Origin of the sequence: Klebsiella quasivariicola, assembly GCF_002269255.1 — a bacterium.
Lineage (GTDB): Bacteria > Pseudomonadota > Gammaproteobacteria > Enterobacterales > Enterobacteriaceae > Klebsiella > Klebsiella quasivariicola.
In genome coordinates this window covers 3,945,602-3,971,425 of the sequence record NZ_CP022823.1, presented here as the reverse complement: position 1 = coordinate 3,971,425, position 25,824 = coordinate 3,945,602, and the positions used below count along the sequence as shown (strand labels likewise).

The 25,824-nt window shown below is 57.7% G+C and carries 24 protein-coding genes; 19 read left to right on the top strand and 5 right to left on the bottom strand.

Annotated features, from left to right (window positions below; translation table 11 throughout):
* Positions 1-8: 8 nt before the first annotated feature.
* Positions 9-1,688: a potassium-transporting ATPase subunit KdpA gene (gene kdpA, locus B8P98_RS20075; RefSeq protein WP_080897276.1), complete on the bottom strand. Its 1,680-nt coding sequence runs from the start codon at positions 1,686-1,688 to the stop codon at positions 9-11.
* Positions 1,688-1,777, bottom strand: coding sequence for a K(+)-transporting ATPase subunit F (gene kdpF, locus B8P98_RS20070; RefSeq protein WP_020323459.1), 90 nt, complete (start codon positions 1,775-1,777; stop codon positions 1,688-1,690). Before kdpF ends, kdpA begins: the two co-directional genes overlap by 1 nt.
* Positions 1,778-2,082: 305 nt before the next feature.
* Between kdpF and B8P98_RS20065 the strand changes: the two genes are divergently transcribed.
* The gene (locus tag B8P98_RS20065; protein WP_025711824.1) at positions 2,083-2,292 is read left to right on the top strand and encodes a DUF2517 family protein; all 210 of its coding nucleotides are present in this window, start codon (positions 2,083-2,085) and stop codon (positions 2,290-2,292) included.
* A gap of 184 nt (positions 2,293-2,476) precedes the next feature.
* Positions 2,477-3,919, top strand: a complete 1,443-nt coding sequence (gene phrB / locus B8P98_RS20060; protein ID WP_080897275.1) for a deoxyribodipyrimidine photo-lyase — start codon at positions 2,477-2,479, stop codon at positions 3,917-3,919.
* On the opposite strand, the gene dtpD is transcribed toward phrB, so the two are convergent.
* Positions 3,891-5,369, bottom strand: a complete 1,479-nt coding sequence (gene dtpD, locus B8P98_RS20055; protein WP_095033367.1) for a dipeptide permease DtpD — start codon at positions 5,367-5,369, stop codon at positions 3,891-3,893. The two genes, phrB and dtpD, sit on opposite strands and share 29 nt — an antisense overlap.
* Positions 5,370-5,636: 267 nt before the next feature.
* Between dtpD and B8P98_RS20050 the strand changes: the two genes are divergently transcribed.
* From B8P98_RS20050 to nei, 6 genes are read left to right on the top strand one after another with little or no spacing between them, the layout of a single operon-like run.
* The gene (locus B8P98_RS20050) at positions 5,637-6,380 is read left to right on the top strand and encodes a type 2 GTP cyclohydrolase I (RefSeq protein WP_025711821.1); all 744 of its coding nucleotides are present in this window, start codon (positions 5,637-5,639) and stop codon (positions 6,378-6,380) included.
* Positions 6,381-6,394: 14 nt separating this feature from the next.
* Positions 6,395-7,051 (top strand): 5-oxoprolinase subunit PxpB, encoded by a 657-nt coding sequence (pxpB, locus tag B8P98_RS20045; RefSeq protein WP_025711820.1) that lies wholly within the window; start codon positions 6,395-6,397, stop codon positions 7,049-7,051.
* Positions 7,045-7,977: a 5-oxoprolinase subunit PxpC gene (gene pxpC, locus B8P98_RS20040; RefSeq protein WP_025711819.1), complete on the top strand. Its 933-nt coding sequence runs from the start codon at positions 7,045-7,047 to the stop codon at positions 7,975-7,977. The genes pxpB and pxpC overlap by 7 nt, the downstream gene beginning before the upstream one ends.
* Positions 7,967-8,719, top strand: coding sequence for a 5-oxoprolinase subunit PxpA (gene pxpA / locus B8P98_RS20035; protein WP_025711818.1), 753 nt, complete (start codon positions 7,967-7,969; stop codon positions 8,717-8,719). The genes pxpC and pxpA overlap by 11 nt, the downstream gene beginning before the upstream one ends.
* Positions 8,720-8,748: 29 nt before the next feature.
* Positions 8,749-9,393: a pyroglutamyl-peptidase I gene (gene pcp / locus B8P98_RS20030; protein ID WP_025711817.1), complete on the top strand. Its 645-nt coding sequence runs from the start codon at positions 8,749-8,751 to the stop codon at positions 9,391-9,393.
* A gap of 15 nt (positions 9,394-9,408) precedes the next feature.
* Positions 9,409-10,200, top strand: coding sequence for an endonuclease VIII (gene nei / locus B8P98_RS20025; RefSeq protein ID WP_080924567.1), 792 nt, complete (start codon positions 9,409-9,411; stop codon positions 10,198-10,200).
* Between the two features lie 64 nt (positions 10,201-10,264).
* Here nei and gltA read toward each other — a convergent pair whose 3' ends face one another.
* Both gltA and B8P98_RS32155 read right to left on the bottom strand, forming a co-directional pair.
* Entirely contained in the window at positions 10,265-11,548 is a 1,284-nt protein-coding gene (gene gltA / locus B8P98_RS20020) for a citrate synthase (RefSeq protein ID WP_025711815.1), read from the bottom strand.
* A gap of 214 nt (positions 11,549-11,762) precedes the next feature.
* Positions 11,763-11,864: a hypothetical protein gene (locus tag B8P98_RS32155; protein ID WP_418133188.1), complete on the bottom strand. Its 102-nt coding sequence runs from the start codon at positions 11,862-11,864 to the stop codon at positions 11,763-11,765.
* A gap of 324 nt (positions 11,865-12,188) precedes the next feature.
* Between B8P98_RS32155 and sdhC the strand changes: the two genes are divergently transcribed.
* The 11 genes from sdhC (at position 12,189) to cydX (ending at position 25,736) form a co-directional block, all read left to right on the top strand.
* Positions 12,189-12,593: a succinate dehydrogenase cytochrome b556 subunit gene (gene sdhC, locus B8P98_RS20010; RefSeq protein ID WP_004142216.1), complete on the top strand. Its 405-nt coding sequence runs from the start codon at positions 12,189-12,191 to the stop codon at positions 12,591-12,593.
* Complete coding sequence (sdhD, locus tag B8P98_RS20005; RefSeq protein WP_002894949.1) at positions 12,587-12,934, top strand: succinate dehydrogenase membrane anchor subunit; 348 nt, start codon at positions 12,587-12,589, stop codon at positions 12,932-12,934. Before sdhC ends, sdhD begins: the two co-directional genes overlap by 7 nt.
* Positions 12,934-14,700, top strand: a complete 1,767-nt coding sequence (gene sdhA / locus B8P98_RS20000; protein ID WP_008805685.1) for a succinate dehydrogenase flavoprotein subunit — start codon at positions 12,934-12,936, stop codon at positions 14,698-14,700. Before sdhD ends, sdhA begins: the two co-directional genes overlap by 1 nt.
* A 15-nt stretch (positions 14,701-14,715) precedes the next feature.
* The gene (gene sdhB / locus B8P98_RS19995; RefSeq protein WP_002894954.1) at positions 14,716-15,432 is read left to right on the top strand and encodes a succinate dehydrogenase iron-sulfur subunit SdhB; all 717 of its coding nucleotides are present in this window, start codon (positions 14,716-14,718) and stop codon (positions 15,430-15,432) included.
* Positions 15,433-15,877: 445 nt separating this feature from the next.
* On the top strand, positions 15,878-18,685 hold the full coding sequence (sucA, locus tag B8P98_RS19990; protein WP_025711812.1) for a 2-oxoglutarate dehydrogenase E1 component: 2,808 nt from the start codon (positions 15,878-15,880) through the stop codon (positions 18,683-18,685).
* Positions 18,686-18,699: 14 nt separating this feature from the next.
* Complete coding sequence (gene odhB, locus B8P98_RS19985; RefSeq protein WP_025711811.1) at positions 18,700-19,926, top strand: 2-oxoglutarate dehydrogenase complex dihydrolipoyllysine-residue succinyltransferase; 1,227 nt, start codon at positions 18,700-18,702, stop codon at positions 19,924-19,926.
* Between the two features lie 103 nt (positions 19,927-20,029).
* On the top strand, positions 20,030-21,196 hold the full coding sequence (sucC, locus tag B8P98_RS19980; protein ID WP_025711810.1) for an ADP-forming succinate--CoA ligase subunit beta: 1,167 nt from the start codon (positions 20,030-20,032) through the stop codon (positions 21,194-21,196).
* On the top strand, positions 21,196-22,065 hold the full coding sequence (gene sucD, locus B8P98_RS19975; RefSeq protein ID WP_014169173.1) for a succinate--CoA ligase subunit alpha: 870 nt from the start codon (positions 21,196-21,198) through the stop codon (positions 22,063-22,065). The genes sucC and sucD overlap by 1 nt, the downstream gene beginning before the upstream one ends.
* Before the next feature lie 818 nt (positions 22,066-22,883).
* A complete protein-coding gene (gene cydA / locus B8P98_RS19970; protein WP_002895047.1) occupies positions 22,884-24,452 on the top strand; it encodes a cytochrome ubiquinol oxidase subunit I in 1,569 nt (522 codons plus the stop codon).
* 15 nt (positions 24,453-24,467) lie between these two features.
* Positions 24,468-25,607, top strand: coding sequence for a cytochrome d ubiquinol oxidase subunit II (cydB, locus tag B8P98_RS19965; protein WP_025711808.1), 1,140 nt, complete (start codon positions 24,468-24,470; stop codon positions 25,605-25,607).
* A gap of 15 nt (positions 25,608-25,622) precedes the next feature.
* The gene (gene cydX, locus B8P98_RS19960; RefSeq protein WP_004100325.1) at positions 25,623-25,736 is read left to right on the top strand and encodes a cytochrome bd-I oxidase subunit CydX; all 114 of its coding nucleotides are present in this window, start codon (positions 25,623-25,625) and stop codon (positions 25,734-25,736) included.
* The last annotated feature ends 88 nt before the right edge of the window (positions 25,737-25,824 follow it).

The window sequence follows — 25,824 nt, the reverse complement described above, 5'->3', positions numbered from 1 at the left end:
CGCATCGCTCAAAGTAAGGAAAAGTATTCAGCCAGCGGGCCAAGCGCCAGCGCAGGAATAAAGGTCAGGGCGCCCACCAGCAGTACGGTGCCGATCAGCAAACCGATAAACAGGGCGTCGTGAGTGGCCAGGGTACCGGGGCTGGCCGGCTGTATTTTCTTCGCCACCAGCGAGCCGGCGATGGCCATCACCGGAATGATGACGGCGAAGCGGCCGACCAGCATGCAGAACGCCAGCAGCAGGTTCCAGAACGGCGTCGCCGCACCCAGGCCAGCGAAGGCGCTGCCGTTGTTATTGGCCGCCGAGGTGACGGCGTACAGCACTTCGCTAAAGCCGTGCGGCCCGGGGTTGAACATCCCGGCGCGACCGGCGTCGGTCATCATCGCCAGCGCCGTGCCGAGCAGCACCAGCGTCGGGGTGACCAGAATGGCGAGGGCGATCATTTTCATTTCCCGGACATCGATTTTCTTCCCGAGGTACTCCGGGGTGCGGCCGACCATCAGCCCGGCGATAAATACCGCCAGCATGACGAACAGCAGCATGCCGTACAGGCCCGAGCCGACGCCGCCGAACACCACTTCGCCAATCTGCATCAGCCACATCGGCACCATGCCGCCCAGCGCGGTGAAGGAGTCATGCATGGCGTTGACCGCGCCGCAGGAGGCGGCGGTGGTGATCACCGCGAACAGACTGCTGGCGAGAATACCGAAGCGACTCTCTTTACCTTCCATATTCAGGCTACTGTCAGCGCCCAGCGTCAGCAGGTGGGGGTTGCCGCGAGTTTCCGCCCACATCACCACGGCGACGCAAAGGATAAAGATCAGCGTCATTGCCCACAGGATGGCGCGTCCCTGACGGCGATCGCTCACCACCTCGCCGAAGGCGAAGCACAGCGCCGCCGGGATAAGGAAGATCGCCAGCATCTGCACGATATTGGTCAGCGCGGTTGGGTTTTCAAACGGGTGAGCGGAGTTGGCGTTAAAGAAACCGCCGCCGTTGGTGCCCAGCAGCTTAATCGCTTCCTGCGAGGCGACAGGCCCCATCGGCAACAGCTGGTGCGCCCCTTCGAGGGTGGTAAAGGGCTGGTAGGCCAGCAGATTCTGCGGCACACCCTGCTGAATAAAGAACAGGGCCACCAGCAGGGAGAGCGGCAGCAGGAGCCACAGGGTAATGCGCGTCAGGTCGACCCAGGCATTGCCAAGGGTGGACATTTTCTGCCGGGCGAAGGCGCGGGTCAGGGCGAAGACCACGGCGATCCCGGTGGCGGCAGAGAGGAAATTCTGCACCGTCAGACCGACCATCTGGCTGAGATAGCTCATGGTGCTTTCGCCGGCGTAAGCCTGCCAGTTGGTATTGCTGACAAAGCTGACCGCGGTATTGAGCGCCAGATCCCATGATAATCCCGGCAGATGCTGCGGGTTAAACGGCAGCACGCCCTGCAGCATCAGCAGGGCGAACAGGACCAGGCCGCCGAGGGCGTTAAACAGCAGGATCGCCAGCAAATACTGCAGCCAGCCCATCTCCTCGGCGCGGATCCCGGCTACGCGCCACAGGACGCGCTCGACGCCGGCCAGGCCGGGAAGCGGGATATCGTTTACCATCCTCGCCAGACACGCCCCCAGCGGGCGCGCCAGCACCAGCAATACCAGCAGATAGCTGGCTAATAATAAAAATCCCTGGGCAGCCATCAGAATGCCTCCGCATGTATCAAGGCATAAACCAGATAAGCCAGTAACAGGAACACCAGCCCAACGCCAGTGAGTACGCCTGCAGTCACAATCCACCTCCGGGTGTCTTTTTGATTTACCAGGAGAATAGAAATTACGGCGCAAAGATTTCGCAAAAATCCGCGGGCGCGGTGTAAAAAAAGTATAAAAATGACAAAGGCACAAATTAACTGATGGTTAGTATTAATTTAACTTTTTTGTAACTAATTTACGCGATGAATGTAAATTAAGTATAAATACGTGCTTTTTAGTGGTCGGATGAGTAGTAAAATTACAACCAACACGGTACTATTTTGCTCAGACAAACAAGTTAATTTTACCGGCGCTGCTTGCCGGCCTGATAAAGGGGAGAGAAATGATGGCGTTGTACAAAGCTTATCCTGCTCATATTATTTTGCTGCGTCGTGCTTTCGCCGTCGTGGCTGGCGTCGTGGCGCTGCCGGTGATGCTGTTCTGGAAAGATCGCGCCCGCTACTACAGCTGGCTGCACCGGGTATGGTCGAAAACCAGCGAGCAGCCGGTATGGATGGCGCAGGCGGAAAAAGCCGCTCACGATTTTTATTAATCGTCCTGCTGCGAAGAAAATAAGAAAACCGCCGGGTTGCCCCCGGCGGTTTTTTTTCGCCGCTTGTCTACACTCGTTTTCATGCGCCGCAACGGAATTGGCAGGTGCTTATTTTGCCGGAGCGCGCTATTTTTGCCGGCTTATATCATGAGATGAGTTTTGCTGACGGATAATGAGGAGTGATATGGCCACCCATCTGGTCTGGTTACGCACGGATTTACGCATTCACGATAACCTGGCGCTGGCCGCCGCCTGCCGCGATCCGCAGGCGCAGGTGCTGGCGCTGTTTATCGCCACCCCGGGGCAGTGGCGTGAGCATCACCTGGCGCCGCGGCAGGCCGCGTTTATCGCCAGCCATTTGCACAGTCTGCACGCCGCGCTGGCGGAACGGGGTATACCGCTGTGGGTCGAAGAGGCGGACGATTTTACCGCCAGCGTCGAGCGGCTGGCCCATTTCTGCCAGCAGCATCAGGTCAGTCACCTGTTCTACAACTATCAGTACGAATTCAATGAACGCCAGCGCGATGCGGCCGTTGAGAACACCTTGCGCGACGTGATTTGCCAGGGATTTGACGACAGCGTCCTGTTGCCGCCTGGCAGCGTACTGACCGGCGGCGGCGAAATGTATAAAGTCTTCACCCCGTTTAAGAATGCGTTTATTCGCCGTCTGCGGGACGGGTTGCCGGCGTGCGTGGCGGCCCCGAAGGCGCGCCAGACGCCAGCCCGCCAGGCGCCGCCGGTGCCTGAGCTTAACTACCCGCAAACGCCGTTTGATGGGCTGCTGTTTGCCGCGGATGAAAAAACGGCGCTGGCCCGTCTGCGCGCGTTTTGTCAGCAACCGGCGGCGGATTATGAGGGGCAGCGCGATCTCCCCGCCGTGGAAGGGACCAGTCGTCTGTCGCCCTGCCTCGCCACCGGGGTGCTGTCGCCGCGCCAGTGCCTGCATCGTCTGCTGGCGGAGCACCCGAACGCGCTGGACGGCGGGGCCGGCGCCACCTGGCTTAATGAGCTGATCTGGCGCGAGTTTTACCGCCATCTGATGGTTTACTATCCGAAACTCTGTAAAGGACGCCCGTTTATCGCGTGGACCGATAAGGTCGCCTGGCGTGAAGATGAGGCCGCCCTGCAGGCCTGGCAGCGCGGGGAGACCGGCTTTCCGATTGTCGATGCCGCGATGCGCCAGCTTAACGCCACCGGCTGGATGCATAACCGGCTGCGTATGATTGTCGCCAGTTTCCTGACGAAGGATCTGCGCCTCGACTGGCGGGCAGGGGAGCGTTATTTCATGAGCCAACTGATTGATGGCGACCTGGCGGCGAACAACGGTGGCTGGCAGTGGGCAGCCTCGACCGGCACCGACGCCGCGCCCTATTTCCGCATTTTTAATCCCACCACCCAGGGCGAGAAGTTTGATAAGCAGGGGGTGTTTATGCGTCGCTGGCTGCCTGAGCTGGCAAAGGTGCCGGAGAAGGCGCTGCATCAGCCGTGGGTGTGGGCGGATAAACAAGGGATCAAACTGGATTATCCGCGCCCGATGGTCGATCACAAACAGGCGCGGCAGGAGACGCTGGCGGCCTGGGAGGCCGCCAGAAAGGGGATTACTCCACCGCCAGACGGCGGGTCCTGACCTTCAGCGAGTGATACAGCCAGATGACCAGCACCACGCCGACGCAGGCCAGCGCGCCCCAGGTGATCTGGCTGAAGACCTTGATGTAGGCGTCAATGGAGTAGTTCACCGCCCCGGCGGCGTCGAATGACGCCTGCGAGGTCTGGTCGGCGATGACGCCGGCCAGATAGTTGGCGATGGCCCCGGAGAGCAGCATATAGATACCGGTCATCACCCCGGTGACCCCCGGGATCTCAATGCGGGTGATTTGCGACATCGCGACCGGATCGATAAACAGTTCGGCAAAGCCCATCACCGCCAGCCCCAGCACCATCAGCGGCATGGACGACTGGCCATAGGCCGCCGACCAGCGGGCGCTAAGGGTCAGAATGCAGAACCCGGCGCTCATCAGGCCCAGACCGAGGGCGAATTTCCCCCAGATGCGTACGGTGCGATTGCCACCCACGCTCTCTTTCACCAGCCACGCCAGCACCATCCCACAGAGCATTACCGCGAAGGCGTTGACCGACTGGAACATGGCGGTGGGAACTTCATAGCTCATGATATGGCGGTTAACGAAGCGGTCGATATACAGGCTGATGGAGCTGCCGCCCTGCTGGGCGAAGGCCCAGAACAGCAGGCTAAACGCGGTGAGGACGACGATCAGCCGCAGATCCTTGCGCTGCTTATCGGTCTCGGCGCGCAGGTAGATCCGCGCCAGTACCACCAGGCCAATCGCGGTCGCCACGATCAGGGCATACACCGACCACTCCTGCCAGAACAGCACCGCAATCAGCAGCGGGGCGGTGACCAGCAGCACCAGCAGCCAGCCCCAGTTTGGTAGCAGAACACGGCGCGCGCACAACGCCTGGCGGTTGACGCCGGCGGTATGCCGGAAGTGACGGTTGCCGCAGAGGAAAATCACCAGCCCCGCAATCATGCCGATGGCCGCGAGGGCAAAGCCCATCGCCCAGCTATACTCTTCCTGTACGTAGCCGCAGGCGATCGGCGCGATAATCGAGCCGATATTGCCCGCGGCATACATCAGCGAGAAGCCGCCATCGCGACGCGGATCGGCGGGTTCGTAGAGTTCGCCCAGCAGACAGCTGACGTTGGATTTAAACAGCCCGTAGCCGCAGACGATGATCGCCAGCGACAGGTAGAGGAAGATAGGAGCCGCTTCGCTGGCCCCGAGCACCAGATGGCCAATGGCCATCAGCAGCGCGCCGAGCATCACCGCCATCCGGTTGCCTAACAGCTTATCGGCCAGATAGCCGCCGAGGATCGGCGTGACATAGACCAGCGAACAGTAGGCGCTGAACAGGGCATAGGCGTGGTTATCGTCATATTTGAGCTGATTGGTGAGATAGAGGATCAGCAGGGCGCGCATGCCGTAGAAGCTAAAATACTCCCAGATCTGCAGCGCCACGACGTAGTAAATCGCCCGCGGCTGCGATGATGTTGTCTTCATATGAAGTGTGGTTCCTGGCGTAAAGCGAAAGTCGATCGTTCTGCATGAATAGCGATGTATTAGTCATATTCATGGCTTGAGGGGCTTTCTGGTTATTTAATATGCTTTATAAGTGCATAAATATACATGAATGCGCGACGGTATGAATAGACAAATTGCGGGATTCGCTAAAAAGTCATGGTCAGCGGCGGTAGCGGACTATCGACGACCCGAATGGATATGGTTATGTTATGCCTTTGTATACCCTGATTATCTGCTGGAGTGGCGATGAAAAATAGCGAACTGGAACAACTGATTAACGACAAGCTCAATAGTGCGGCCATCAGTGATTTCGCCCCTAACGGTCTGCAGGTGGAAGGACGCGACACGATACACAAGATCGTCACCGGGGTGACGGCCAGCCAGGCGCTGCTGGATGAGGCCGTTCGGCTGCAGGCGGATGCGGTGATTGTTCATCATGGCTATTTCTGGAAAAACGAATCGCCAGTGATCCGCGGCATGAAGCGCCGCCGCCTGAAAACTCTGCTGGCCAACGATATCAATCTTTACGGCTGGCACCTGCCATTGGATGCCCACCCGGAGCTGGGCAATAACGCGCAGCTGGCGCATCTGCTGGGGATTAATGTGCTGGGTGAAATCGAACCGCTGGTGCCGTGGGGCGAACTGTCGATGCCGGTTTCCGGCCTCGAACTGGCCTCGTGGATCGAAGCCCGGCTGGGGCGTAAGCCGCTGTGGTGCGGCGATACCGGGCCGGATACCGTCAGCCGCGTCGCCTGGTGTACCGGCGGTGGCCAGAGCTTTATCGACGCCGCGGCGCGCTTCGGGGTGGATGCGTTTATCACCGGCGAGGTGTCAGAACAAACCATTCACTCTGCCCGCGAGCAGGGGCTGCATTTTTATGCCGCCGGCCACCACGCCACCGAGCGGGGCGGCATTCGCGCCCTCAGCGAATGGCTGACGGAAACGACCGACCTGGATATTACCTTTATTGATATTCCTAACCCTGCCTGACGGGAGAGAAAAAAGTGCAGCGAGCGCGTTGTTATTTGTTAGGAGAAACGGCCGTCGTGCTGGAGCTGGAGCCGCCGGTCACGCTCGAGAGCCAGCAACGGATCTGGGGATTGGCCCAGCGGCTGTCTCACCACGAAGCGGTGGTTGACGCCATTCCCGGCATGAACAATATCACCGTGGTGCTCCGCCGCCCTCAGGAGATGGCATGGGAGGCGATAGACCGTCTGCAGCGCTGGTGGGAGGAGAGCCTCGCACTGGAGCCGGAGTCGAGATCATTGACCATCCCGGTGGTGTACGGCGGCGAAGCCGGGCCGGACCTCGGGGTGGTGGCGCAGCACAGCGGCCTGAGTGAAAAACAGGTTGTGGAGCTGCATGCCTCGGTGGAATACCTGGTCTGGTTTATTGGTTTTCAGCCGGGATTCCCCTACCTGGGCGGGCTGCCGCCGGCGCTGGCGACCCCGCGTCGCGCCGAACCGCGCGTGCGGGTCCCGGCCGGATCGGTGGGCATTGGCGGCGCGCAAACCGGCATCTATCCGCTGGCGACGCCCGGCGGCTGGCAGCTGCTGGGGCGGACCGCGTTGACGCTGTTTGACCCGGCGCGTAAGGAGCCTGCGCTGTTGCGCGTGGGCGATAAAATTCGCTTTGTGCCGCAAAAGGAGGGGGTATGTTAACCCTGATCCGCGCCGGTCTGTACACCTCGGTACAGGACGGTGGACGAGAAGGCCTGCGTCAGTCTGGCATCAGCCGCTGCGGCGCTCTGGATTATCCCTCGCTGGTGATTGCCAATCTGCTGGTTGGCAACGAGGCGAACGCCGCCGGGCTGGAGATTACCCTCGGTCAGGTGGAGATCGAATTTGCCCGCAGCGGCTGGTTCGCGCTGACCGGCGCCGCCTGCGAAGCGACGCTGGACGGCAAAGCGGTCTGGGTGGGCTGGCGCACCGCCTACCGGGCCGGGCAACGGTTGGTGCTGAAAACGCCGCAGCATGGCATTCGTAGCTATCTGGCGGTGGCGGGCGGGGTCGCGGTCCCGGTGGTGCTTGGCTCGCGCAGCACGGATCTTAAGGCGGGGATTGGCGGTCTGGAAGGACGCCGCCTGCAGGATGGCGACCAACTGAAGCTCGGGAAAGCCGCTCGGCGCTTTACCACCTCGCGCGGTGTCAAGCAGCTGCCGCTGGGCAACCGCATTCGCGCGCTGCCGGGCCCGGAGTATCATGAGTTTGATGCGGCCTCGCAGGCGTCGTTCTGGCGCTCCCCCTGGCAGCTCAGTCCGCAGAGCAATCGCATGGGCTACCGCCTGCAGGGGCAGCCGTTGAAACGGATCACCGATCGCGAGATGCTGTCGCACGGTCTGCTGCCGGGCGTAGTGCAGGTGCCGCATAACGGCCAGCCCATCGTCCTGATGAACGATGCGCAAACCACCGGCGGCTATCCGCGCATCGCCTGCATTATTGAGTCCGATATGTACCAGCTGGCGCAGATCCCGCTGGGGCAGCCGATCCACTTCGTCGCCTGTTCGCTGGAGGAGGCCCTGAAGGCGCGGGCCGATCGTCAACGTTATCTTGAACAACTGGCCTGGAGACTCCACGATGATGATTGATCTCAATGCCGATCTCGGGGAAGGCGGGGCGAATGATAGCGCGCTCCTCCAGCTGGTCTCGTCGGCAAATATCGCCTGCGGCTTTCACGCCGGCGACGCCGGGCTGATGGTGCAGAGCGTACGCGAGGCGCTGAAGTACGGCGTAGCGGTCGGCGCCCATCCAGGGTATGCCGACCGGGAAAATTTCGGCCGCACAGCGATGGATCTGCCGCCGGAAACGGTCTATGCCCAGACGCTGTATCAGATTGGCGCCCTGGCGGCGATCGTTCAGGCGCAGGGCGGTGAGCTGCAGCACGTGAAGCCGCACGGCATGCTGTATAACCAGGCGGCCAAATCACCGCCGCTGGCGGACGCGATTGCCCGCGCGATCCGTGATGTGAATCCGAAACTGGTGCTGGTGGGGCTGGCGGGCAGCGAACTGGTCCGCGCCGGGCAGCACTATGGTCTGACGACGCGCCAGGAGGTGTTTGCCGATCGCGGCTACCTGGCCGACGGTAGCCTGGTGCCGCGCAGCCAACCCGGGGCGCTGATTGACAGCGAAGAGCAGGCTCTGGCGCAAACTCTCGAGATGGTGCAACACCACCGGGTGCGTAGCGTCAGCGGCGAATGGGCGAACGTGGTGGCGCAGACGGTGTGTCTGCATGGCGATGGCCCACACGCGCTGGATTTTGCCCGCCGTCTGCGGGCGGCCTTTGCCGGGCGCCATATTCAGGTCAGCGCTCAGCTGGACGCAGAAATATGACAATCTGACTGACCGCGAAGGAGAGGATGATGGCGGGAGTACTGATAACCGGGTTTGAACCCTTCGACGGCGAGACGGTGAACCCTTCCTGGGAAGTGGTGCAGCAGCTGGACGGGACGATGATTGCCGGTCAGACGGTGATCGCCCGCCAGCTTCCCTGTGTGTTTGGCGAGGCGCTGTCGGTGCTCTATACGGCGATAAACGCGCTGCAGCCAAAGCTGGTTATCGCCGTGGGGCAGGCTGGCGGTCGCGTCGATATCAGCCTCGAACGTGTGGCTATCAACGTCGATGATGCGCGTATTCCTGATAATCAAGGCCAGCAGCCGGTCGACACGCCGATCGTCGCCGGCGGGCCGGCGGCGTGGTTCAGCACTTTGCCGATCAAAGCGATTGTCAGCGCGCTGCGCGATCGCGGGATCCCGGCGTCGGTGTCGCAAACCGCCGGCACCTTCGTCTGCAATCACGTCATGTACGGCCTGCTGCACAGGCTGCAGGGGCAGACTGAGGTGCGGGGCGGCTTTATCCATATTCCCTGGCTACCGGCGCAGGCGGCGGCCCATCCCGGCGAGCCGAGCATGGCGACCGCCACTGTGCGTGAGGCGCTGGAAACGGCCATTGCCGTGGCGCTGCGTCAGCCGGTAGATAGCAAACTGGGTGGCGGTGCTACCCACTAACAAAAGGATGACAGTATGCCGGAAGGTCCGGAGATCCGCCGTGCGGCGGACAAACTGGAGGCGGCAATCAAAGACGAACCCTTAACTGACGTCTGGTTCGCCTTTCCCCAGTTGCAACCCTACCAAACCTCGCTGACGGGTCAGCGGGTGACGCGTATCGATACCCGGGGGAAAGCCCTGCTGACCCGCTTCTCCGGCGGACTGACCCTGTACAGTCATAATCAGCTGTACGGCGTCTGGCGCGTGGTTGATGCCGGTGAACAGCCCACTTCCAACCGCGTGCTGCGCGTCAGGCTGCAGACGGCGAGGAAGGCGATTTTGCTCTACAGCGCGTCAGATATTGAGATGCTCACGGCGGAGCAGGTTGCCCATCACCCGTTCTTACTGCGCGTGGGACCGGATGTGCTGGATATGACGTTAACCGCGGAGGCGGTGAAAGCGCGGCTGCTGTCGGCCAAATTCCGCCATCGTCAGTTTTCCGGCCTGCTACTCGATCAGGCCTTTCTGGCCGGGCTCGGTAACTATCTGCGGGTGGAAATTCTCTGGCAGGTGGGATTAAGCGGGAAGCGTAAAGCTGCTGAACTGAGCGACAGCCAGCTGGATGCGCTGGCGCACGCGCTGCTGGCTATCCCGCGGCTTTCTTATCACACCCGCGGCCTGGTGGATGACAACAAGCATCACGGCGCGCTGTTCCGCTTTAAGGTCTTCCATCGTGCCGGGGAACGCTGCGAGCGCTGCGGGGGGATAATTGAAAAGACAACGCTCTCCTCGCGGCCGTTTTACTGGTGCCCGCGATGCCAGCATTAAGCCAGTTTCAGACAGATAAAAAAAACGCGCCAACAGGCGCGTTTTTGTCATCCGGACCGCAAGATTAACGCTTAATGTCGGACTGGTAATCGCGTTTGGCGTAGCCGGTGTACAGCTGACGCGGACGGGCGATTTTCATGCCATCGCTGTGCATTTCGTTCCAGTGCGCAATCCAGCCCACGGTACGCGCCATGGCGAAGATAACGGTAAACATGGAGGACGGAATACCCATCGCTTTCAGGATAATACCCGAGTAGAAGTCGACGTTCGGGTACAGTTTCTTCTCAATGAAGTACGGGTCGTTCAGCGCGATATGCTCCAGCTCCATGGCCACCTGCAGCAGGTCGTCTTTGGTGCCCAGTTCTTTCAGCACTTCGTGGCAGGTTTCACGCATCACGGTGGCGCGCGGGTCGTAGTTCTTGTACACGCGATGGCCGAAGCCCATCAGGCGGAAAGAGTCATTCTTGTCTTTCGCACGACGAACAAATTCCGGAATGTGCTCAACGGAGCTGATCTCTTCCAGCATTTTCAGCGCCGCTTCGTTGGCACCGCCGTGTGCCGGTCCCCACAGGGAGGCGATGCCCGCAGCGATACAGGCGAACGGGTTCGCGCCGGAGGAGCCCGCGGTACGGACCGTCGAGGTCGACGCGTTCTGCTCGTGATCGGCATGCAGGATCAGAATACGATCCATGGCGCGCTCAAGCACCGGATTGACTTCATACTCTTCGCACGGCGTGGCGAACATCATGCGCAGGAAGTTGCCGGCGTAGGAGAGGTCGTTGCGCGGATAAACAAACGGCTGACCGATAGAATACTTGTAACACATGGCTGCCATGGTTGGCATTTTGGACAGCAGACGATAGGCGGCAATCTCGCGGTGACGTGGGTTATTGACGTCGAGAGAGTCATGATAGAACGCCGCCAGGGCGCCGGTGATCCCGCACATAACGGCCATCGGGTGAGAATCGCGACGGAACGCATGGAACAGACGGGTGATCTGCTCATGAATCATGGTGTGACGGGTGACGGTGGTTTTAAATTCGTCATATTCGGCCTGGGTCGGTTTTTCACCGTACAGCAAAATATAACAAACTTCGAGATAGTTAGATTCGGTCGCTAACTGGTCGATCGGGAAACCGCGGTGCAGCAGGATCCCCTCGTCACCATCGATAAACGTAATTTTAGATTCACAAGAAGCCGTTGATGTGAAACCTGGGTCAAAAGTAAATACGCCTTTTGAACCAAGACTACGAATATCAATAACATCCTGACCGAGCGTGCCTTTTAGCACATCCAGTTCAATAGCAGTGTCACCACCCAGGGTGATTTTTGCTTTAGCATCAGACATTTATGGTCTCCTTAGCGCCTTTATTGCTTAAGACTGCCGGGTGGTGGATTTGCTTTCGGCCCGCGCCTGCATACGTTACCAGTTTGTTATGTTGCACACAGCTCTGCGTCAGCGAAAAGGGCAGGGTACAGAGCAACGGCGCTTGATGGCACGTTCTTCAGGGCTGCGGTGAAACAACAGCAAATCAGCGTTTTAGCAGTCCGAATATTAAAACCTATATACCACTAATAACTGTCCTGATTACATCGGTCAATACTGACACACTGTTACATAACTTATTCTCAGGTGAAAGAGTGACCCCATAACTTTTGAGCATTATTGCATTTAACTGGTAATGGTTGTAACAAGAATGTTTAATATTTGTCAAATCAGGTGATTAAAAATTAAAAAAATGTTGTTATCGTGACCTTGATCACTGTTCCGGAGAAAACCCAACAAACTATATGTAGGTTAATTGTAATGATTTTGTGAACGGCCTATACTGCGGCCAGGTCTCCGGAACACCCTGCAATCCCGAGCCACCCAGCGTTGTTTAGTGATGTTTTAATGCCTGAAAAGACGTTTTAACATGACTTCTGGTTATAGAAAGGACGCTGTCTGACCCGCAAGCAGACCGGAGGAAGGAAACAATAAGAACAGCATGTGGGCGTTATTCATGGTAAGAAATGTGAAAAAACAAAGACCTGTCAATCTGGATCTACAAACGATACGGTTCCCAATCACGGCGATAGCGTCCATTCTCCATCGCGTTTCCGGTGTCATCACCTTCGTGGCGGTCGGAATTCTGCTTTGGCTGCTGGGCACCAGCCTTTCCTCCCCTGAAGGTTTTCTGACGGCGGCCTCCATCATGGATAGCTTCTTTGTGAAGTTCATCATGTGGGGCATTCTCACCGCGCTGGCCTATCACGTTGTGGTCGGTATCCGCCATCTGATGATGGACTTTGGCTACCTGGACGAAACCCTCGAAGCAGGGAAACGTTCCGCCAAAATTTCTTTTGTTATTACTGTCGTGCTTTCACTTCTCGCAGGAGTCCTCGTATGGTAAGCAACGCCTCAGCACTGGGACGCAACGGCGTACATGACTTTATTCTGGTCCGTGCTACCGCCATCGTTCTGACCCTCTACATCATCTACATGGTTGGCTTCTTCGCCACCACCGGTGAAATCTCATGGGAAGTGTGGACCGGATTCTTTGCCTCCGGCTTCACTAAAGTCTTCACTCTGCTGGCTCTCGTCTCCATTCTCATCCATGCCTGGATCGGGATGTGGCAGGTGTTAACGGACTACGTTAAACCACTGGCTCTGCGCCTGGTTCTGCAACTGGCTATCGTTGTGGCGCTGGTGGCTTACGTTCTTTATGGATTTGTTGTGGTGTGGGGTGTGTAATGAAATTGCCAGTCAGAGAGTTTGATGCTGTTGTCATCGGTGCCGGCGGCGCAGGTATGCGCGCGGCGCTGCAAATTTCCCAGAGCGGACAGACCTGTGCACTGCTCTCCAAAGTATTCCCGACCCGTTCCCATACCGTATCCGCGCAGGGTGGCATCACCGTCGCGCTCGGTAACTCCCATGAAGATAACTGGGAATGGCATATGTACGACACCGTAAAAGGGTCGGACTATATCGGCGACCAGGACGCCATCGAATACATGTGTAAAACCGGTCCGGAAGCGATTCTTGAGCTGGAGCACATGGGGCTGCCGTTCTCCCGTCTTGACGACGGCCGTATTTATCAGCGCCCGTTCGGCGGCCAGTCGAAGAACTTCGGCGGCGAGCAGGCGGCACGTACCGCGGCGGCGGCTGACCGTACCGGCCACGCGCTGCTGCACACCCTGTATCAGCAGAACCTGAAAAATCACACCACTATCTTCTCCGAATGGTACGCGCTCGATCTGGTGAAAAACCAGGATGGCGCGGTGGTCGGTTGTACCGCCCTGTGCATCGAGACCGGTGAAGTGGTCTACTTTAAAGCCCGTGCGACCGTGCTGGCGACCGGCGGCGCAGGCCGTATCTATCAGTCCACCACCAACGCCCACATCAATACCGGTGACGGCGTGGGGATGGCTATCCGCGCTGGCGTGCCGGTGCAGGATATGGAAATGTGGCAGTTCCACCCGACCGGCATCGCCGGGGCAGGGGTGCTGGTCACCGAAGGGTGTCGCGGCGAAGGCGGTTACCTGCTGAACAAACACGGCGAGCGCTTTATGGAGCGTTATGCCCCGAACGCGAAAGACCTGGCGGGTCGTGACGTGGTGGCGCGTTCCATCATGATCGAAATCCGCGAAGGCCGCGGCTGCGACGGTCCGTGGGGCCCGCACGCGAAACTGAAACTGGATCACCTGGGTAAAGAGGTTCTGGAATCTCGTCTGCCAGGCATCCTTGAGCTGTCCCGTACCTTTGCTCACGTTGATCCGGTGAAAGAACCGATTCCGGTTATCCCAACCTGCCACTACATGATGGGCGGTATTCCGACCAAAGTCACCGGCCAGGCGCTGACCGTGAACGAGAAGGGCGAAGATGTGGTGATCCCGGGCCTGTTCGCGGTAGGCGAAATCGCCTGCGTATCGGTCCACGGCGCCAACCGTCTCGGCGGCAACTCGCTGCTTGACCTGGTGGTCTTTGGCCGTGCGGCGGGTCTGCATCTGCAGGAGTCCATCGCCGAACAGGGTACGCTGCGCGACGCCAGCGAATCGGATGTCGAAGGCTCGCTGGACCGCCTCAACCGCTGGAACAACACCCGCTCCGGCGAAGACCCGGTGGAAATCCGCAAAGCGCTGCAGGAATGTATGCAGCACAACTTCTCGGTGTTCCGCGAAGGCGATGCGATGCACAAAGGTCTGGAGCAGTTGAAAGTGATCCGCGAGCGCCTGAAAAACGCGCGTCTCGACGATACTTCCAGCGAGTTCAACACCCAGCGCGTTGAGTGCCTGGAGCTGGACAATCTGATGGAGACCGCGTTTGCGACCGCCGTGTCCGCTAACTTCCGTACTGAAAGCCGTGGCGCCCATAGCCGCTTCGACTTCCCGGATCGTGATGATGAAAACTGGCTGTGCCATTCCCTGTATCTGCCAGAGTCGGAATCCATGACGCGTCGTAGCGTCAACATGGAACCGAAACTGCGTCCGGCATTCCCGCCGAAGATTCGTACTTACTAATGCGGAGACAGGAAAATGAAACTCGAGTTTTCAATTTATCGCTATAACCCGGATGTTGACGACGCTCCGCACATGCAGGATTACACCCTCGAAGCGGAAGAAGGTCGCGACATGATGCTGCTGGATGCGCTGATCCAGCTGAAAGAAAAAGATCCGTCGCTGTCGTTCCGTCGCTCCTGCCGTGAAGGGGTGTGTGGTTCCGATGGCCTGAACATGAATGGGAAAAACGGTCTGGCGTGCATCACGCCGATCTCCGCGCTGAATCAGCCGGGCAAGAAGATTGTCATCCGTCCGCTGCCTGGATTACCGGTGATCCGTGATTTGGTGGTGGACATGGGGCAATTCTATGCACAATATGAGAAGATTAAGCCTTACTTATTGAATAATGGGCAAAATCCTCCGGCTCGCGAGCATCTGCAGATGCCGGAACAGCGTGAGAAGCTCGATGGTCTGTACGAATGTATTCTGTGCGCATGCTGTTCGACCTCGTGCCCGTCGTTCTGGTGGAACCCGGACAAGTTCATCGGCCCGGCTGGCCTGCTGGCCGCGTATCGCTTCCTGATTGACAGCCGCGATACCGAAACCAGCGAACGCCTCGACGGTCTGAGCGATGCTTTCAGCGTATTCCGCTGTCACAGCATTATGAACTGCGTCAGTGTGTGTCCGAAGGGGCTGAACCCGACGCGCGCCATCGGCCATATTAAGTCGATGCTGCTGCAGCGCAGCGCGTAAGCAACACGGTCTGTCCCGGATGGCGCTTGCGCTTATCCGGGCTACCAAAAGCAGTAACCCCGGTAGCGTTTGTGCCACCGGGAAATGAATACCCTAAATAATTCGAGTTACAGGAAAGCCAACGCACATGTAACTTGAAGTATGAAGGGGATAGCAGGAAATCTTTAAAAACCGCCACAAGATGTACCAGTAATCGAGGCGTTCAGTGCGAGGTAAGGCGGCAACTGAGCGCATCCCCGGGAGCATAGTGAACTATGTGACCGGGGTAAGCGAAGGCAGCCAACGCAACCGCAGCCGGAACGCTGAAGATTAATGGCAGTTTTTAAAGGTTCCTTAGCGGATAGAAACCACAACTCGTCCGCAACAAGTGAACCCCGGCACGTACACGCGGTGTGCGTGGTAGTTTCTACGGCGAAATAAGCATATGAATGCTTAAGGGATCACGATGCAGAACGGCGCAATGAAAGCCTGGCTGGACTCTTCTTACCTCTCTGGTTCGAACCAGAGCTGGATAGAACAGCTCTATGAAGACTTCTTAACCGATCCTGACTCTGTTGACGCCAACTGGCGTTCAATGTTCCAGCAGTTACCTGGCACCGGAGTTAAACCGGATCAATTTCATTCCAAAACGCGTGATTATTTCCGTCGACTGGCGAAGGATGCCTCACGTTACACTTCTTCGATTTCCGACCCAGATACCAATGTGAAGCAGGTTAAAGTCCTGCAGCTCATCAACGCATACCGTTTCCGTGGTCACCAGCATGCGAATCTCGATCCGCTGGGACTGTGGAAGCAAGAGAGAGTGGCGGATCTCGATCCGGCCTACCACGATCTGACCGAGGCCGATTTCCAGGAAAGCTATAACGTAGGTTCATTTGCCATCGGTAAAGACACGATGAAGCTGGGCGACCTGATTGCCGCCCTCAAGCAAACCTACTGCGGCTCCATCGGCGCGGAATACATGCATATCACCTCTACCGAAGAAAAACGCTGGATCCAGCAGCGCATTGAATCGGTAGCCGGTAAAGCGAACTTCAGCGCGGAAGAGAAAAAACGCTTCCTCAGCGAGCTGACCGCCGCAGAAGGCCTGGAGCGTTACCTCGGCGCCAAATTCCCGGGGGCGAAGCGCTTCTCGCTGGAGGGTGGCGACGCCCTGATCCCGATGCTCAAAGAGATGATCCGCCATGCGGGCAAGAGCGGCACCCGTGAAGTGGTGCTGGGTATGGCGCACCGCGGCCGCCTCAACGTGCTGGTCAACGTGCTGGGTAAAAAACCGCAGGACCTGTTCGACGAGTTCGCTGGCAAACATAAAGAACACCTCGGCACCGGCGACGTGAAGTACCACATGGGCTTCTCTTCCGATATCGAAACCGAAGGCGGTCTGGTGCACCTGGCGCTGGCGTTTAACCCGTCGCACCTCGAGATCGTCAGCCCGGTGGTTATCGGTTCCGTACGCGCCCGTCTGGATCGTCTGGACGAGCCGAGCAGCAACAAAGTTCTGCCGATCACTATCCACGGCGACGCCGCCGTCACCGGCCAGGGCGTGGTTCAGGAAACCCTGAACATGTCGAAAGCCCGCGGCTACGAAGTGGGCGGTACCGTGCGTATCGTTATCAACAACCAGGTGGGCTTTACCACCTCGAACCCGCTGGATGCGCGTTCTACGCCATACTGCACCGACATCGGTAAAATGGTGCAGGCGCCGATTTTCCACGTTAACGCGGATGACCCGGAAGCCGTTGCTTTCGTCACCCGTCTGGCGCTGGATTTCCGCAATACTTTCAAACGCGATGTCTTCATCGATCTGGTGTGCTACCGCCGTCACGGCCATAACGAAGCCGATGAGCCGAGCGCAACCCAGCCGCTGATGTACCAGAAGATCAAAAAGCATCCGACTCCGCGCAAAATCTATGCTGATAAGCTGGAGCAGGACAACGTCGCGACCCTGGAAGACGCCACCGAGCAGGTGAATCTCTACCGCGATGCGCTGGATGCCGGCGAGTGCGTGGTGCAGGAATGGCGCCCGATGAACATGCACTCCTTTACCTGGTCGCCGTACCTCAACCACGAGTGGGACGAGAGCTATCCGGATAAAGTGGAGCCGAAGCGTCTGCAGGAGCTGGCCAAACGCATCAGCACGGTGCCGGAAGGTATCGAAATGCAGTCCCGCGTGGCGAAAATTTACGCCGACCGCCAGGCGATGGCGGCAGGCGAGAAGCTGTTCGACTGGGGCGGTGCCGAAAACCTGGCCTACGCCACACTGGTTGACGAAGGCATCCCGGTGCGTCTGTCCGGGGAAGACTCCGGCCGCGGCACCTTCTTCCACCGTCATGCGGTGATCCATAACCAGACCAATGGTTCAACCTACACGCCGCTGCAGCATGTCCATAACGGCCAGGGTCAGTTCCGCGTTTGGGACTCGGTTCTGTCCGAAGAAGCGGTGCTGGCGTTCGAATACGGTTACGCCACCGCCGAACCGCGCACTCTGACCATCTGGGAAGCGCAGTTTGGCGACTTTGCCAACGGCGCGCAGGTGGTGATCGACCAGTTCATCTCCTCCGGTGAGCAGAAGTGGGGCCGGATGTGCGGCCTGGTGATGCTCCTGCCGCACGGCTACGAAGGCCAGGGTCCGGAGCACTCCTCCGCGCGTCTGGAACGCTATCTGCAGCTGTGCGCTGAGCAAAACATGCAGGTTTGCGTGCCGTCCACCCCGGCGCAGGTTTACCACATGCTGCGTCGCCAGGCGCTGCGCGGTATGCGCCGTCCGCTGGTGGTGATGTCGCCGAAGTCGCTGCTGCGTCATCCGCTGGCGGTCTCCAGCATGGATGAGCTGGCGAACGGTACTTTCCTGCCGGCCATTGGTGAAATCGATCAACTCGATCCGCAGGCTGTGAAGCGCGTTGTGCTGTGCTCTGGTAAGGTTTACTACGACCTGCTGGAACAGCGCCGCAAAAACGAGCAAAAAGATGTCGCTATCGTTCGTATCGAGCAGCTCTATCCGTTCCCGCACCAGGCGGTACAGGAAGCGCTGAAAGCGTATGCGCACGTGCATGATTTTGTCTGGTGCCAGGAAGAGCCGCTCAACCAGGGCGCATGGTACTGCAGCCAGCATCACTTCCGTGAAGTGATTCCGTTTGGGGCCTCTCTGCGTTACGCAGGCCGCCCGGCCTCCGCCTCTCCGGCGGTAGGGTATATGTCCGTTCACCAGAAACAGCAACAAGATCTGGTCAATGACGCGCTGAACGTCGATTAATTAAAGGATACACAATGAGTAGCGTAGATATTCTGGTTCCCGACCTGCCTGAGTCCGTAGCTGACGCAACCGTCGCCACCTGGCACAAAAAACCGGGCGACGCGGTTGTCCGTGACGAAGTCCTGGTCGAAATCGAAACTGACAAAGTGGTACTGGAAGTACCGGCATCAGCGGACGGCATTCTGGATGCAGTACTGGAAGACGAGGGCGCCACCGTCCTGTCTCGCCAGATCCTTGGCCGCCTGCGCGAAGGCAACAGCGCAGGTAAAGAAACCAGCGAAAAAGCCGATGCGAAAGCCTCCACCCCGGCACAGCGTCAGCAGGCCTCTCTGGAAGAGCAGAACAACGATGCGCTGAGCCCGGCGATCCGTCGTCTGCTGGCGGAACACAACCTCGACGCAGCGGCCATCAAAGGCACCGGCGTCGGCGGCCGTCTGACCCGTGAAGACGTCGAAAAACATCTGGCGAAAGCCCCGGCGGCGCCAGAAGCCAAAGCGCCAGCCGCAGCCGCAGCAGCCGCACCGGCGCCGCAGCTGGGCCACCGCTCTGAAAAACGCGTCCCGATGACCCGCCTGCGCAAACGCGTGGCTGAGCGTCTGCTGGAAGCGAAAAACTCTACCGCCATGCTGACCACGTTCAACGAAGTCAACATGAAGCCGATTATGGATCTGCGTAAGCAGTACGGTGAGGCGTTCGAAAAACGTCACGGCATCCGTCTGGGCTTCATGTCCTTCTACGTGAAAGCGGTAGTGGAAGCGCTGAAACGCTATCCGGAAGTGAACGCCTCTATCGATGGCGACGACGTGGTGTACCACAACTACTTCGACGTCAGCATGGCGGTCTCTACCCCGCGTGGCCTGGTTACCCCGGTTCTGCGTGACGTCGACCTGCTGGGCATGGCAGATATCGAAAAGAATATTAAAGAGCTGGCAGTGAAAGGCCGCGACGGCAAGCTGACCGTAGACGACCTGACCGGCGGTAACTTCACCATTACCAACGGCGGCGTTTTCGGCTCCCTGATGTCCACGCCAATCATTAACCCACCGCAGAGCGCCATTCTGGGTATGCATGCCATTAAAGACCGCCCGATGGCGGTGAATGGTAAGGTAGAAATTCTGCCGATGATGTACCTGGCGCTCTCTTATGACCACCGTCTGATCGATGGACGCGAGTCGGTAGGCTTCCTCGTGGCGATTAAAGAGCTGCTGGAAGATCCGACCCGTCTGCTGTTGGACGTGTAGTCAGTAAGAGTATGACTTACCGTAGGCCGGATAACACGCGTTAGCGCCGTTATCAGGCCTACAGGTTTAAAGATAATTACACCCTGAAGGATGGACTGAACACATGAACTTACATGAATATCAGGCAAAACAACTTTTTGCCCGCTATGGCTTACCGGCGCCGGTGGGTTATGCCTGTACTACTCCGCGTGAAGCAGAAGAAGCCGCTTCAAAAATCGGCGCGGGTCCGTGGGTAGTGAAATGTCAGGTTCACGCTGGTGGCCGCGGTAAAGCGGGCGGTGTGAAAGTAGTGAAGAGCAAAGAAGAGATCCGTGCTTTTGCTGAGCACTGGCTGGGCAAACGCCTGGTGACCTATCAAACAGATGCGAACGGCCAGCCGGTAAACCAGATCCTGGTTGAAGCGGCGACCGACATTGATAAAGAGCTGTACCTGGGCGCGGTTGTTGACCGTAGCTCCCGTCGCGTGGTGTTCATGGCCTCTACCGAAGGCGGCGTGGAAATCGAAAAAGTGGCGGAAGAAACCCCGCACCTGATCCACAAAGTCGCGCTGGACCCGCTGGCGGGCCCGATGCCTTACCAGGGTCGTGAACTGGCGTTCAAACTGGGTCTGGAAGGTAAACAGGTTCAGCAGTTCACCAAGATTTTCATGGGTCTGGCGACCATTTTCCTTGAGCGCGATCTGGCGCTGATCGAAATCAACCCGCTGGTTATCACTAAGCAGGGCGACCTGATCTGCCTCGACGGTAAACTGGGCGCTGACGGCAACGCGTTGTTCCGCCAGCCGGATCTGCGCGAAATGCGCGACCAGTCTCAGGAAGACCCGCGTGAAGCCCAGGCGGCACAGTGGGAACTGAACTACGTCGCACTGGATGGCAATATCGGTTGCATGGTTAACGGCGCAGGCCTGGCGATGGGGACCATGGACATCGTTAAGCTGCACGGTGGCGAACCGGCTAACTTCCTCGACGTGGGCGGCGGCGCAACTAAAGAGCGCGTGACCGAAGCGTTCAAAATCATCCTCTCTGACGACAACGTTAAAGCGGTTCTGGTTAACATCTTCGGCGGTATCGTGCGTTGCGACCTGATTGCTGACGGCATCATCGGTGCGGTCGCAGAAGTTGGGGTTAACGTTCCGGTCGTTGTTCGTCTGGAAGGTAACAACGCCGAACTGGGCGCGAAAAAACTGGCTGACAGCGGCCTGAATATTATTGCAGCGAAAAGTCTGACGGACGCAGCACAGCAGGTTGTTGCCGCAGTGGAGGGGAAATAATGTCAGTTTTAATTAATAAAGATACCAAGGTTATCTGCCAGGGCTTCACCGGTAGCCAGGGGACCTTCCACTCTGAACAAGCGATCGCTTACGGTACGCAAATGGTTGGCGGCGTGACGCCAGGTAAAGGCGGCACTACTCACCTGGGCCTGCCGGTGTTCAATACCGTGCGCGAAGCCGTTGAAGCGACCGGCGCGACCGCGACCGTGATCTACGTTCCGGCGCCGTTCTGCAAAGACTCCATTCTGGAAGCGATCGACGCGGGCATTAAGCTGATTATCACCATCACCGAAGGTATCCCGACGCTGGATATGCTGACTGTGAAAGTGAAGCTGGACGAAGCGGGCGTGCGTATGATCGGCCCGAACTGCCCAGGCGTTATCACTCCGGGCGAGTGCAAAATCGGCATCATGCCGGGTCACATTCACAAGCCGGGTAAAGTGGGCATCGTTTCCCGTTCCGGTACCCTGACCTATGAAGCGGTTAAGCAGACCACCGACTACGGCTTCGGTCAGTCTACCTGCGTCGGTATCGGCGGCGACCCGATCCCGGGCTCCAACTTCATCGATATCCTGAAAATGTTCCAGGAAGACCCGCAGACCGAAGCAATCGTCATGATCGGTGAGATCGGCGGCAGCGCGGAAGAAGAAGCGGCAGCGTACATCAAAGAGCACGTGACCAAGCCGGTTGTCGGCTACATCGCGGGCGTTACCGCGCCGAAGGGCAAGCGTATGGGCCACGCCGGCGCCATCATCGCTGGCGGTAAAGGTACTGCTGATGAGAAGTTTGCCGCGCTGGAAGCGGCCGGTGTGAAAACCGTTCGCAGCCTGGCCGACATCGGCGAAGCGCTGAAATCCATCATCAAGTAAACCCTCTCTGTTTGTCCGCAAGCAGATATCTGTCCGATTTCGACATGGTTGGCCACCGTCAGGTGGCCTTTTTTATGGGCGTTATCTCGCCTCGTCAGTAGCGCAGCGCCAACAGTAAAACCGTTTTTTCAAAAGACCCTATCTATCATATTGATTTTATGTGTTATTTTATTAATATTTTCGCCGTACCCTGGTTGGCAGTGAAAATATCCTCCGGTCATACCGTAGAGAAACAAAAGCGGGAGCGAAGAAAGGTATTGGGCAGGGGATATGAAAGCAGGCAAAATACTGTGAGCAGTCTAACATTATTCAGATCGGTTCGTTTTTTCCCGCGACGTTAAATAATATTACCTATGATTCGCATATCTCTCTTTTTAGTAACCAATAAGGTTATGCTTTAAACATAACTTTAACATTAAGTTCACCAATATTCTTTATTGGGCTACATAATTAACACGAAGGGTAAAAATTGATTTATATCAATACTTAATACTTGGAAAAATCATTCAAAAAACGTTAAATTGTCTCAAGTCAAATTGGCTTAAACCGGCCATCTTCGCTATATATTGATCACCGTCGAAAAATGTAAAACTGGAACAATAAAAACATATTTATTGTAAGGTTATTGCGGCGTAATATATTGGGGAATCAATTGGGTTTTTCGTTAACGTATTTGTAACCTTGTCCTGGCATGGTTTTACCTTCGGTTGAAACCTGCAGTGGGCGGGCAACAAATAAAATTTGTATTGGGGCATGCGTATGAGCCAGAGCTTCTCGGTTCATTTTCGGAGTCTTCATGCGATGAGCAAGGAGTCATGATGTTAGATATAGTCGAACTGTCGCGCTTACAGTTTGCCTTGACCGCGATGTACCACTTCCTGTTTGTGCCACTAACGCTCGGTATGGCGTTCCTGCTGGCCATCATGGAAACGGTCTACGTCCTTTCCGGCAAACAGATTTATAAAGATATGACCAAATTCTGGGGCAAGTTGTTTGGTATCAACTTCGCGCTGGGTGTGGCGACCGGTCTGACCATGGAGTTCCAGTTCGGGACTAACTGGTCGTATTACTCACACTACGTGGGCGATATCTTCGGTGCGCCGCTGGCCATTGAAGGTCTGATGGCCTTCTTCCTCGAATCCACCTTTGTAGGTCTGTTCTTCTTCGGTTGGGATCGTCTCGGTAAAGTTCAGCACATGGCGGTCACCTGGCTGGTGGCGCTGGGCTCCAACCTCTCCGCACTGTGGATCCTCGTCGCTAACGGCTGGATGCAAAACCCGATCGCATCGGACTTCAACTTCGAAACCATGCGTATGGAGATGGTCAGCTTCTCTGAACTGGTGCTTAACCCGGTCGCCCAGGTGAAATTCGTTCACACCGTGGCGTCTGGCTATGTCACCGGCGCGATGTTCATCCTCGCCATCAGCTCATGGTACATGCTGAAAGGCCGTGATTTTGCTTTTGCCAAGCGCTCTTTTGCCATCGCAGCCAGCTTCGGTATGGCGGCGATCCTCTCCGTTATTGTGCTGGGTGACGAATCCGGTTACGAAATGGGTGACGTGCAGAAAACCAAACTGGCGGCTATCGAAGCAGAGTGGGAAACCCAGCCGGCGCCGGCGGCCTTTACCCTGTTTGGTATTCCCGATCAGAATGCGCAAACCAACCACTTCGCGATCCAGATCCCTTACGCGCTGGGCATTATTGCCACCCGCTCGGTGGATAAGCCGGTTATCGGTCTGAAGGATCTGATGGTTCAGCACGAAGAGCGTATCCGTAACGGGATGAAAGCGTACGCGCTGCTGGAGCAACTGCGTGCCGGTTCGACTGACCAGGCCGTGCGTGATCAGTTCAATAATGTGAAGAAAGACCTCGGCTATGGCCTGCTGCTCAAGCGCTATACCCCGAACGTCGCGGACGCTACCGAAGAGCAGATCGCCAAAGCGACTAAAGACTCTATACCGAGCGTCGCGCCGCTGTACTTCGCCTTCCGTATCATGGTGGCGTGCGGCATCCTGATGCTGTTGATTATCGGCGCCTCTTTCTGGAGCGTGATCCGTAACCGCATTGGCGAGAAAAAATGGCTGCTGCGCGCCGCGTTCTATGGCCTGCCGCTGCCGTGGATTGCCGTGGAATCAGGCTGGTTTGTTGCCGAATATGGCCGTCAGCCGTGGGCGATTGGTGAGGTCCTGCCGACGGCGGTGGCCAACTCGTCGCTAACCGCAGGCGATCTGATCTTCTCTATGTTGCTGATCTGCGGTCTGTACACGCTGTTCCTGGTGGCTGAACTGTTCCTGATGTTCAAGTTTGCCCGCAAAGGACCTAGCAGCCTGAAAACCGGCCGCTATCACTTTGAACAGTCCTCTGCGGCTATTCAGTCGGCACGCTAAGACAGGAGTCGTCAAATGATCGATTATGAAGTATTGCGTTTTATCTGGTGGCTGCTGATTGGCATTCTGCTGATTGGCTTCGCTGTCGCCGACGGGTTCGACATGGGGGTGGGCATGCTCACCCGTTTCCTCGGCCGTAACGACACCGAGCGTCGGATTATGATCAACGCCATCGCTCCGCACTGGGACGGTAACCAGGTGTGGCTGATCACCGCCGGCGGCGCGCTGTTCGCTGCCTGGCCGATGGTTTACGCCGCGGCGTTCTCCGGCTTCTATGTGGCGATGATTCTGGTACTGGCCTCGTTGTTCTTCCGTCCGGTTGGTTTTGACTACCGTTCCAAGATCGAGGATACCCGCTGGCGCAACATGTGGGACTGGGGCATCTTCATCGGTAGCTTCGTGCCGCCGCTGGTGATTGGCGTGGCCTTCGGCAACCTGCTGCAGGGCGTGCCGTTCCACGTCGATGAATACCTGCGTCTGTTCTATACCGGTAACTTCTTCCAGCTGCTGAACCCGTTTGGTCTGCTGGCCGGTATCGTCAGCGTGGCGATGATCCTGACCCAGGGCGCCACCTACCTGCAGATGCGTACCGTAGGCGAACTGCACCTGCGTACCCGCACCGTTTCCACGGTGGCGGCGCTGGTGACGCTGGTCTGCTTCGCGCTGGCGGGCGTGTGGGTCTACTACGGCATCGACGGCTATGTGGTGAAATCGGTAATGGATCATACCGGTCCGTCGAACCCGCTAACCAAAGAAGTGGTGCGTGAGGCCGGCGCGTGGATGGTGAACTTTAACAATATGCCAGCGCTGTGGGCCGTTCCTGCCCTGGGCGTGGTGCTGCCGCTGCTGACCGTCGTCTCGACTAAAGCGGATAAAGGCGCCTGGGCATTCCTGTTCTCCTCGCTGACCCTGGCCTGCATCATTCTGACCGCCGGTATCGCGATGTTCCCGTTCATCATGCCGTCCAGCACCATGCTGAACGCCAGCCTGACGATGTGGGACGCGACCTCCAGCCAGCGGACGCTGAATCTGATGACCTACGTGGCGATTGTCTTTGTGCCGATTATTCTGGCCTACACCAGCTGGTGTTACTGGAAGATGTTTGGCCGCATCACGCGCGAAGACATCGAAAAGAACACCCACTCGCTGTACTAAGGTAAGGAGCTATATATGTGGTACTTCGCATGGATTTTGGGAACGCTTCTTGCCTGTGCCTTTGGGGTGATTACCGCGCTGGCGCTTGAGCACGTGGAAGCCACCAAAGCAGGTAAAGAAGAACACTGATGAGTATTGTCGTGATGCGATATACGAAATCATTCGGGTTGCATCGAGGCGGCAAGTCTGTGAATCCCCAGGAGCTTACACCAGTAAG

Bases quoted from the DNA above. Each gene is read 5' to 3' on its own strand.
- kdpA (WP_080897276.1), bottom strand. From the start codon at position 1,688: ATGGCTGCCCAGGGATTTTTATTATTAGCCAGCTATCTGCTGGTATTG.
- B8P98_RS20065 (WP_025711824.1), top strand. From the start codon at position 2,083: ATGATGGCGTTGTACAAAGCTTATCCTGCTCATATTATTTTGCTGCGT.
- phrB (WP_080897275.1), top strand. From the start codon at position 2,477: ATGGCCACCCATCTGGTCTGGTTACGCACGGATTTACGCATTCACGAT.
- dtpD (WP_095033367.1), bottom strand. From the start codon at position 5,369: ATGAAGACAACATCATCGCAGCCGCGGGCGATTTACTACGTCGTGGCG.
- B8P98_RS20050 (WP_025711821.1), top strand. From the start codon at position 5,637: ATGAAAAATAGCGAACTGGAACAACTGATTAACGACAAGCTCAATAGT.
- pxpC (WP_025711819.1), top strand. From the start codon at position 7,045: ATGTTAACCCTGATCCGCGCCGGTCTGTACACCTCGGTACAGGACGGT.
- pxpA (WP_025711818.1), top strand. From the start codon at position 7,967: ATGATGATTGATCTCAATGCCGATCTCGGGGAAGGCGGGGCGAATGAT.
- pcp (WP_025711817.1), top strand. From the start codon at position 8,749: ATGGCGGGAGTACTGATAACCGGGTTTGAACCCTTCGACGGCGAGACG.
- nei (WP_080924567.1), top strand. From the start codon at position 9,409: ATGCCGGAAGGTCCGGAGATCCGCCGTGCGGCGGACAAACTGGAGGCG.
- gltA (WP_025711815.1), bottom strand. From the start codon at position 11,548: ATGTCTGATGCTAAAGCAAAAATCACCCTGGGTGGTGACACTGCTATT.
- B8P98_RS32155 (WP_418133188.1), bottom strand. From the start codon at position 11,864: ATGCTCAAAAGTTATGGGGTCACTCTTTCACCTGAGAATAAGTTATGT.
- sdhC (WP_004142216.1), top strand. From the start codon at position 12,189: ATGTGGGCGTTATTCATGGTAAGAAATGTGAAAAAACAAAGACCTGTC.
- sdhD (WP_002894949.1), top strand. From the start codon at position 12,587: ATGGTAAGCAACGCCTCAGCACTGGGACGCAACGGCGTACATGACTTT.
- sdhA (WP_008805685.1), top strand. From the start codon at position 12,934: ATGAAATTGCCAGTCAGAGAGTTTGATGCTGTTGTCATCGGTGCCGGC.
- sdhB (WP_002894954.1), top strand. From the start codon at position 14,716: ATGAAACTCGAGTTTTCAATTTATCGCTATAACCCGGATGTTGACGAC.
- sucA (WP_025711812.1), top strand. From the start codon at position 15,878: ATGCAGAACGGCGCAATGAAAGCCTGGCTGGACTCTTCTTACCTCTCT.
- odhB (WP_025711811.1), top strand. From the start codon at position 18,700: ATGAGTAGCGTAGATATTCTGGTTCCCGACCTGCCTGAGTCCGTAGCT.
- sucC (WP_025711810.1), top strand. From the start codon at position 20,030: ATGAACTTACATGAATATCAGGCAAAACAACTTTTTGCCCGCTATGGC.
- sucD (WP_014169173.1), top strand. From the start codon at position 21,196: ATGTCAGTTTTAATTAATAAAGATACCAAGGTTATCTGCCAGGGCTTC.
- cydA (WP_002895047.1), top strand. From the start codon at position 22,884: ATGTTAGATATAGTCGAACTGTCGCGCTTACAGTTTGCCTTGACCGCG.
- cydB (WP_025711808.1), top strand. From the start codon at position 24,468: ATGATCGATTATGAAGTATTGCGTTTTATCTGGTGGCTGCTGATTGGC.
- cydX (WP_004100325.1), top strand. From the start codon at position 25,623: ATGTGGTACTTCGCATGGATTTTGGGAACGCTTCTTGCCTGTGCCTTT.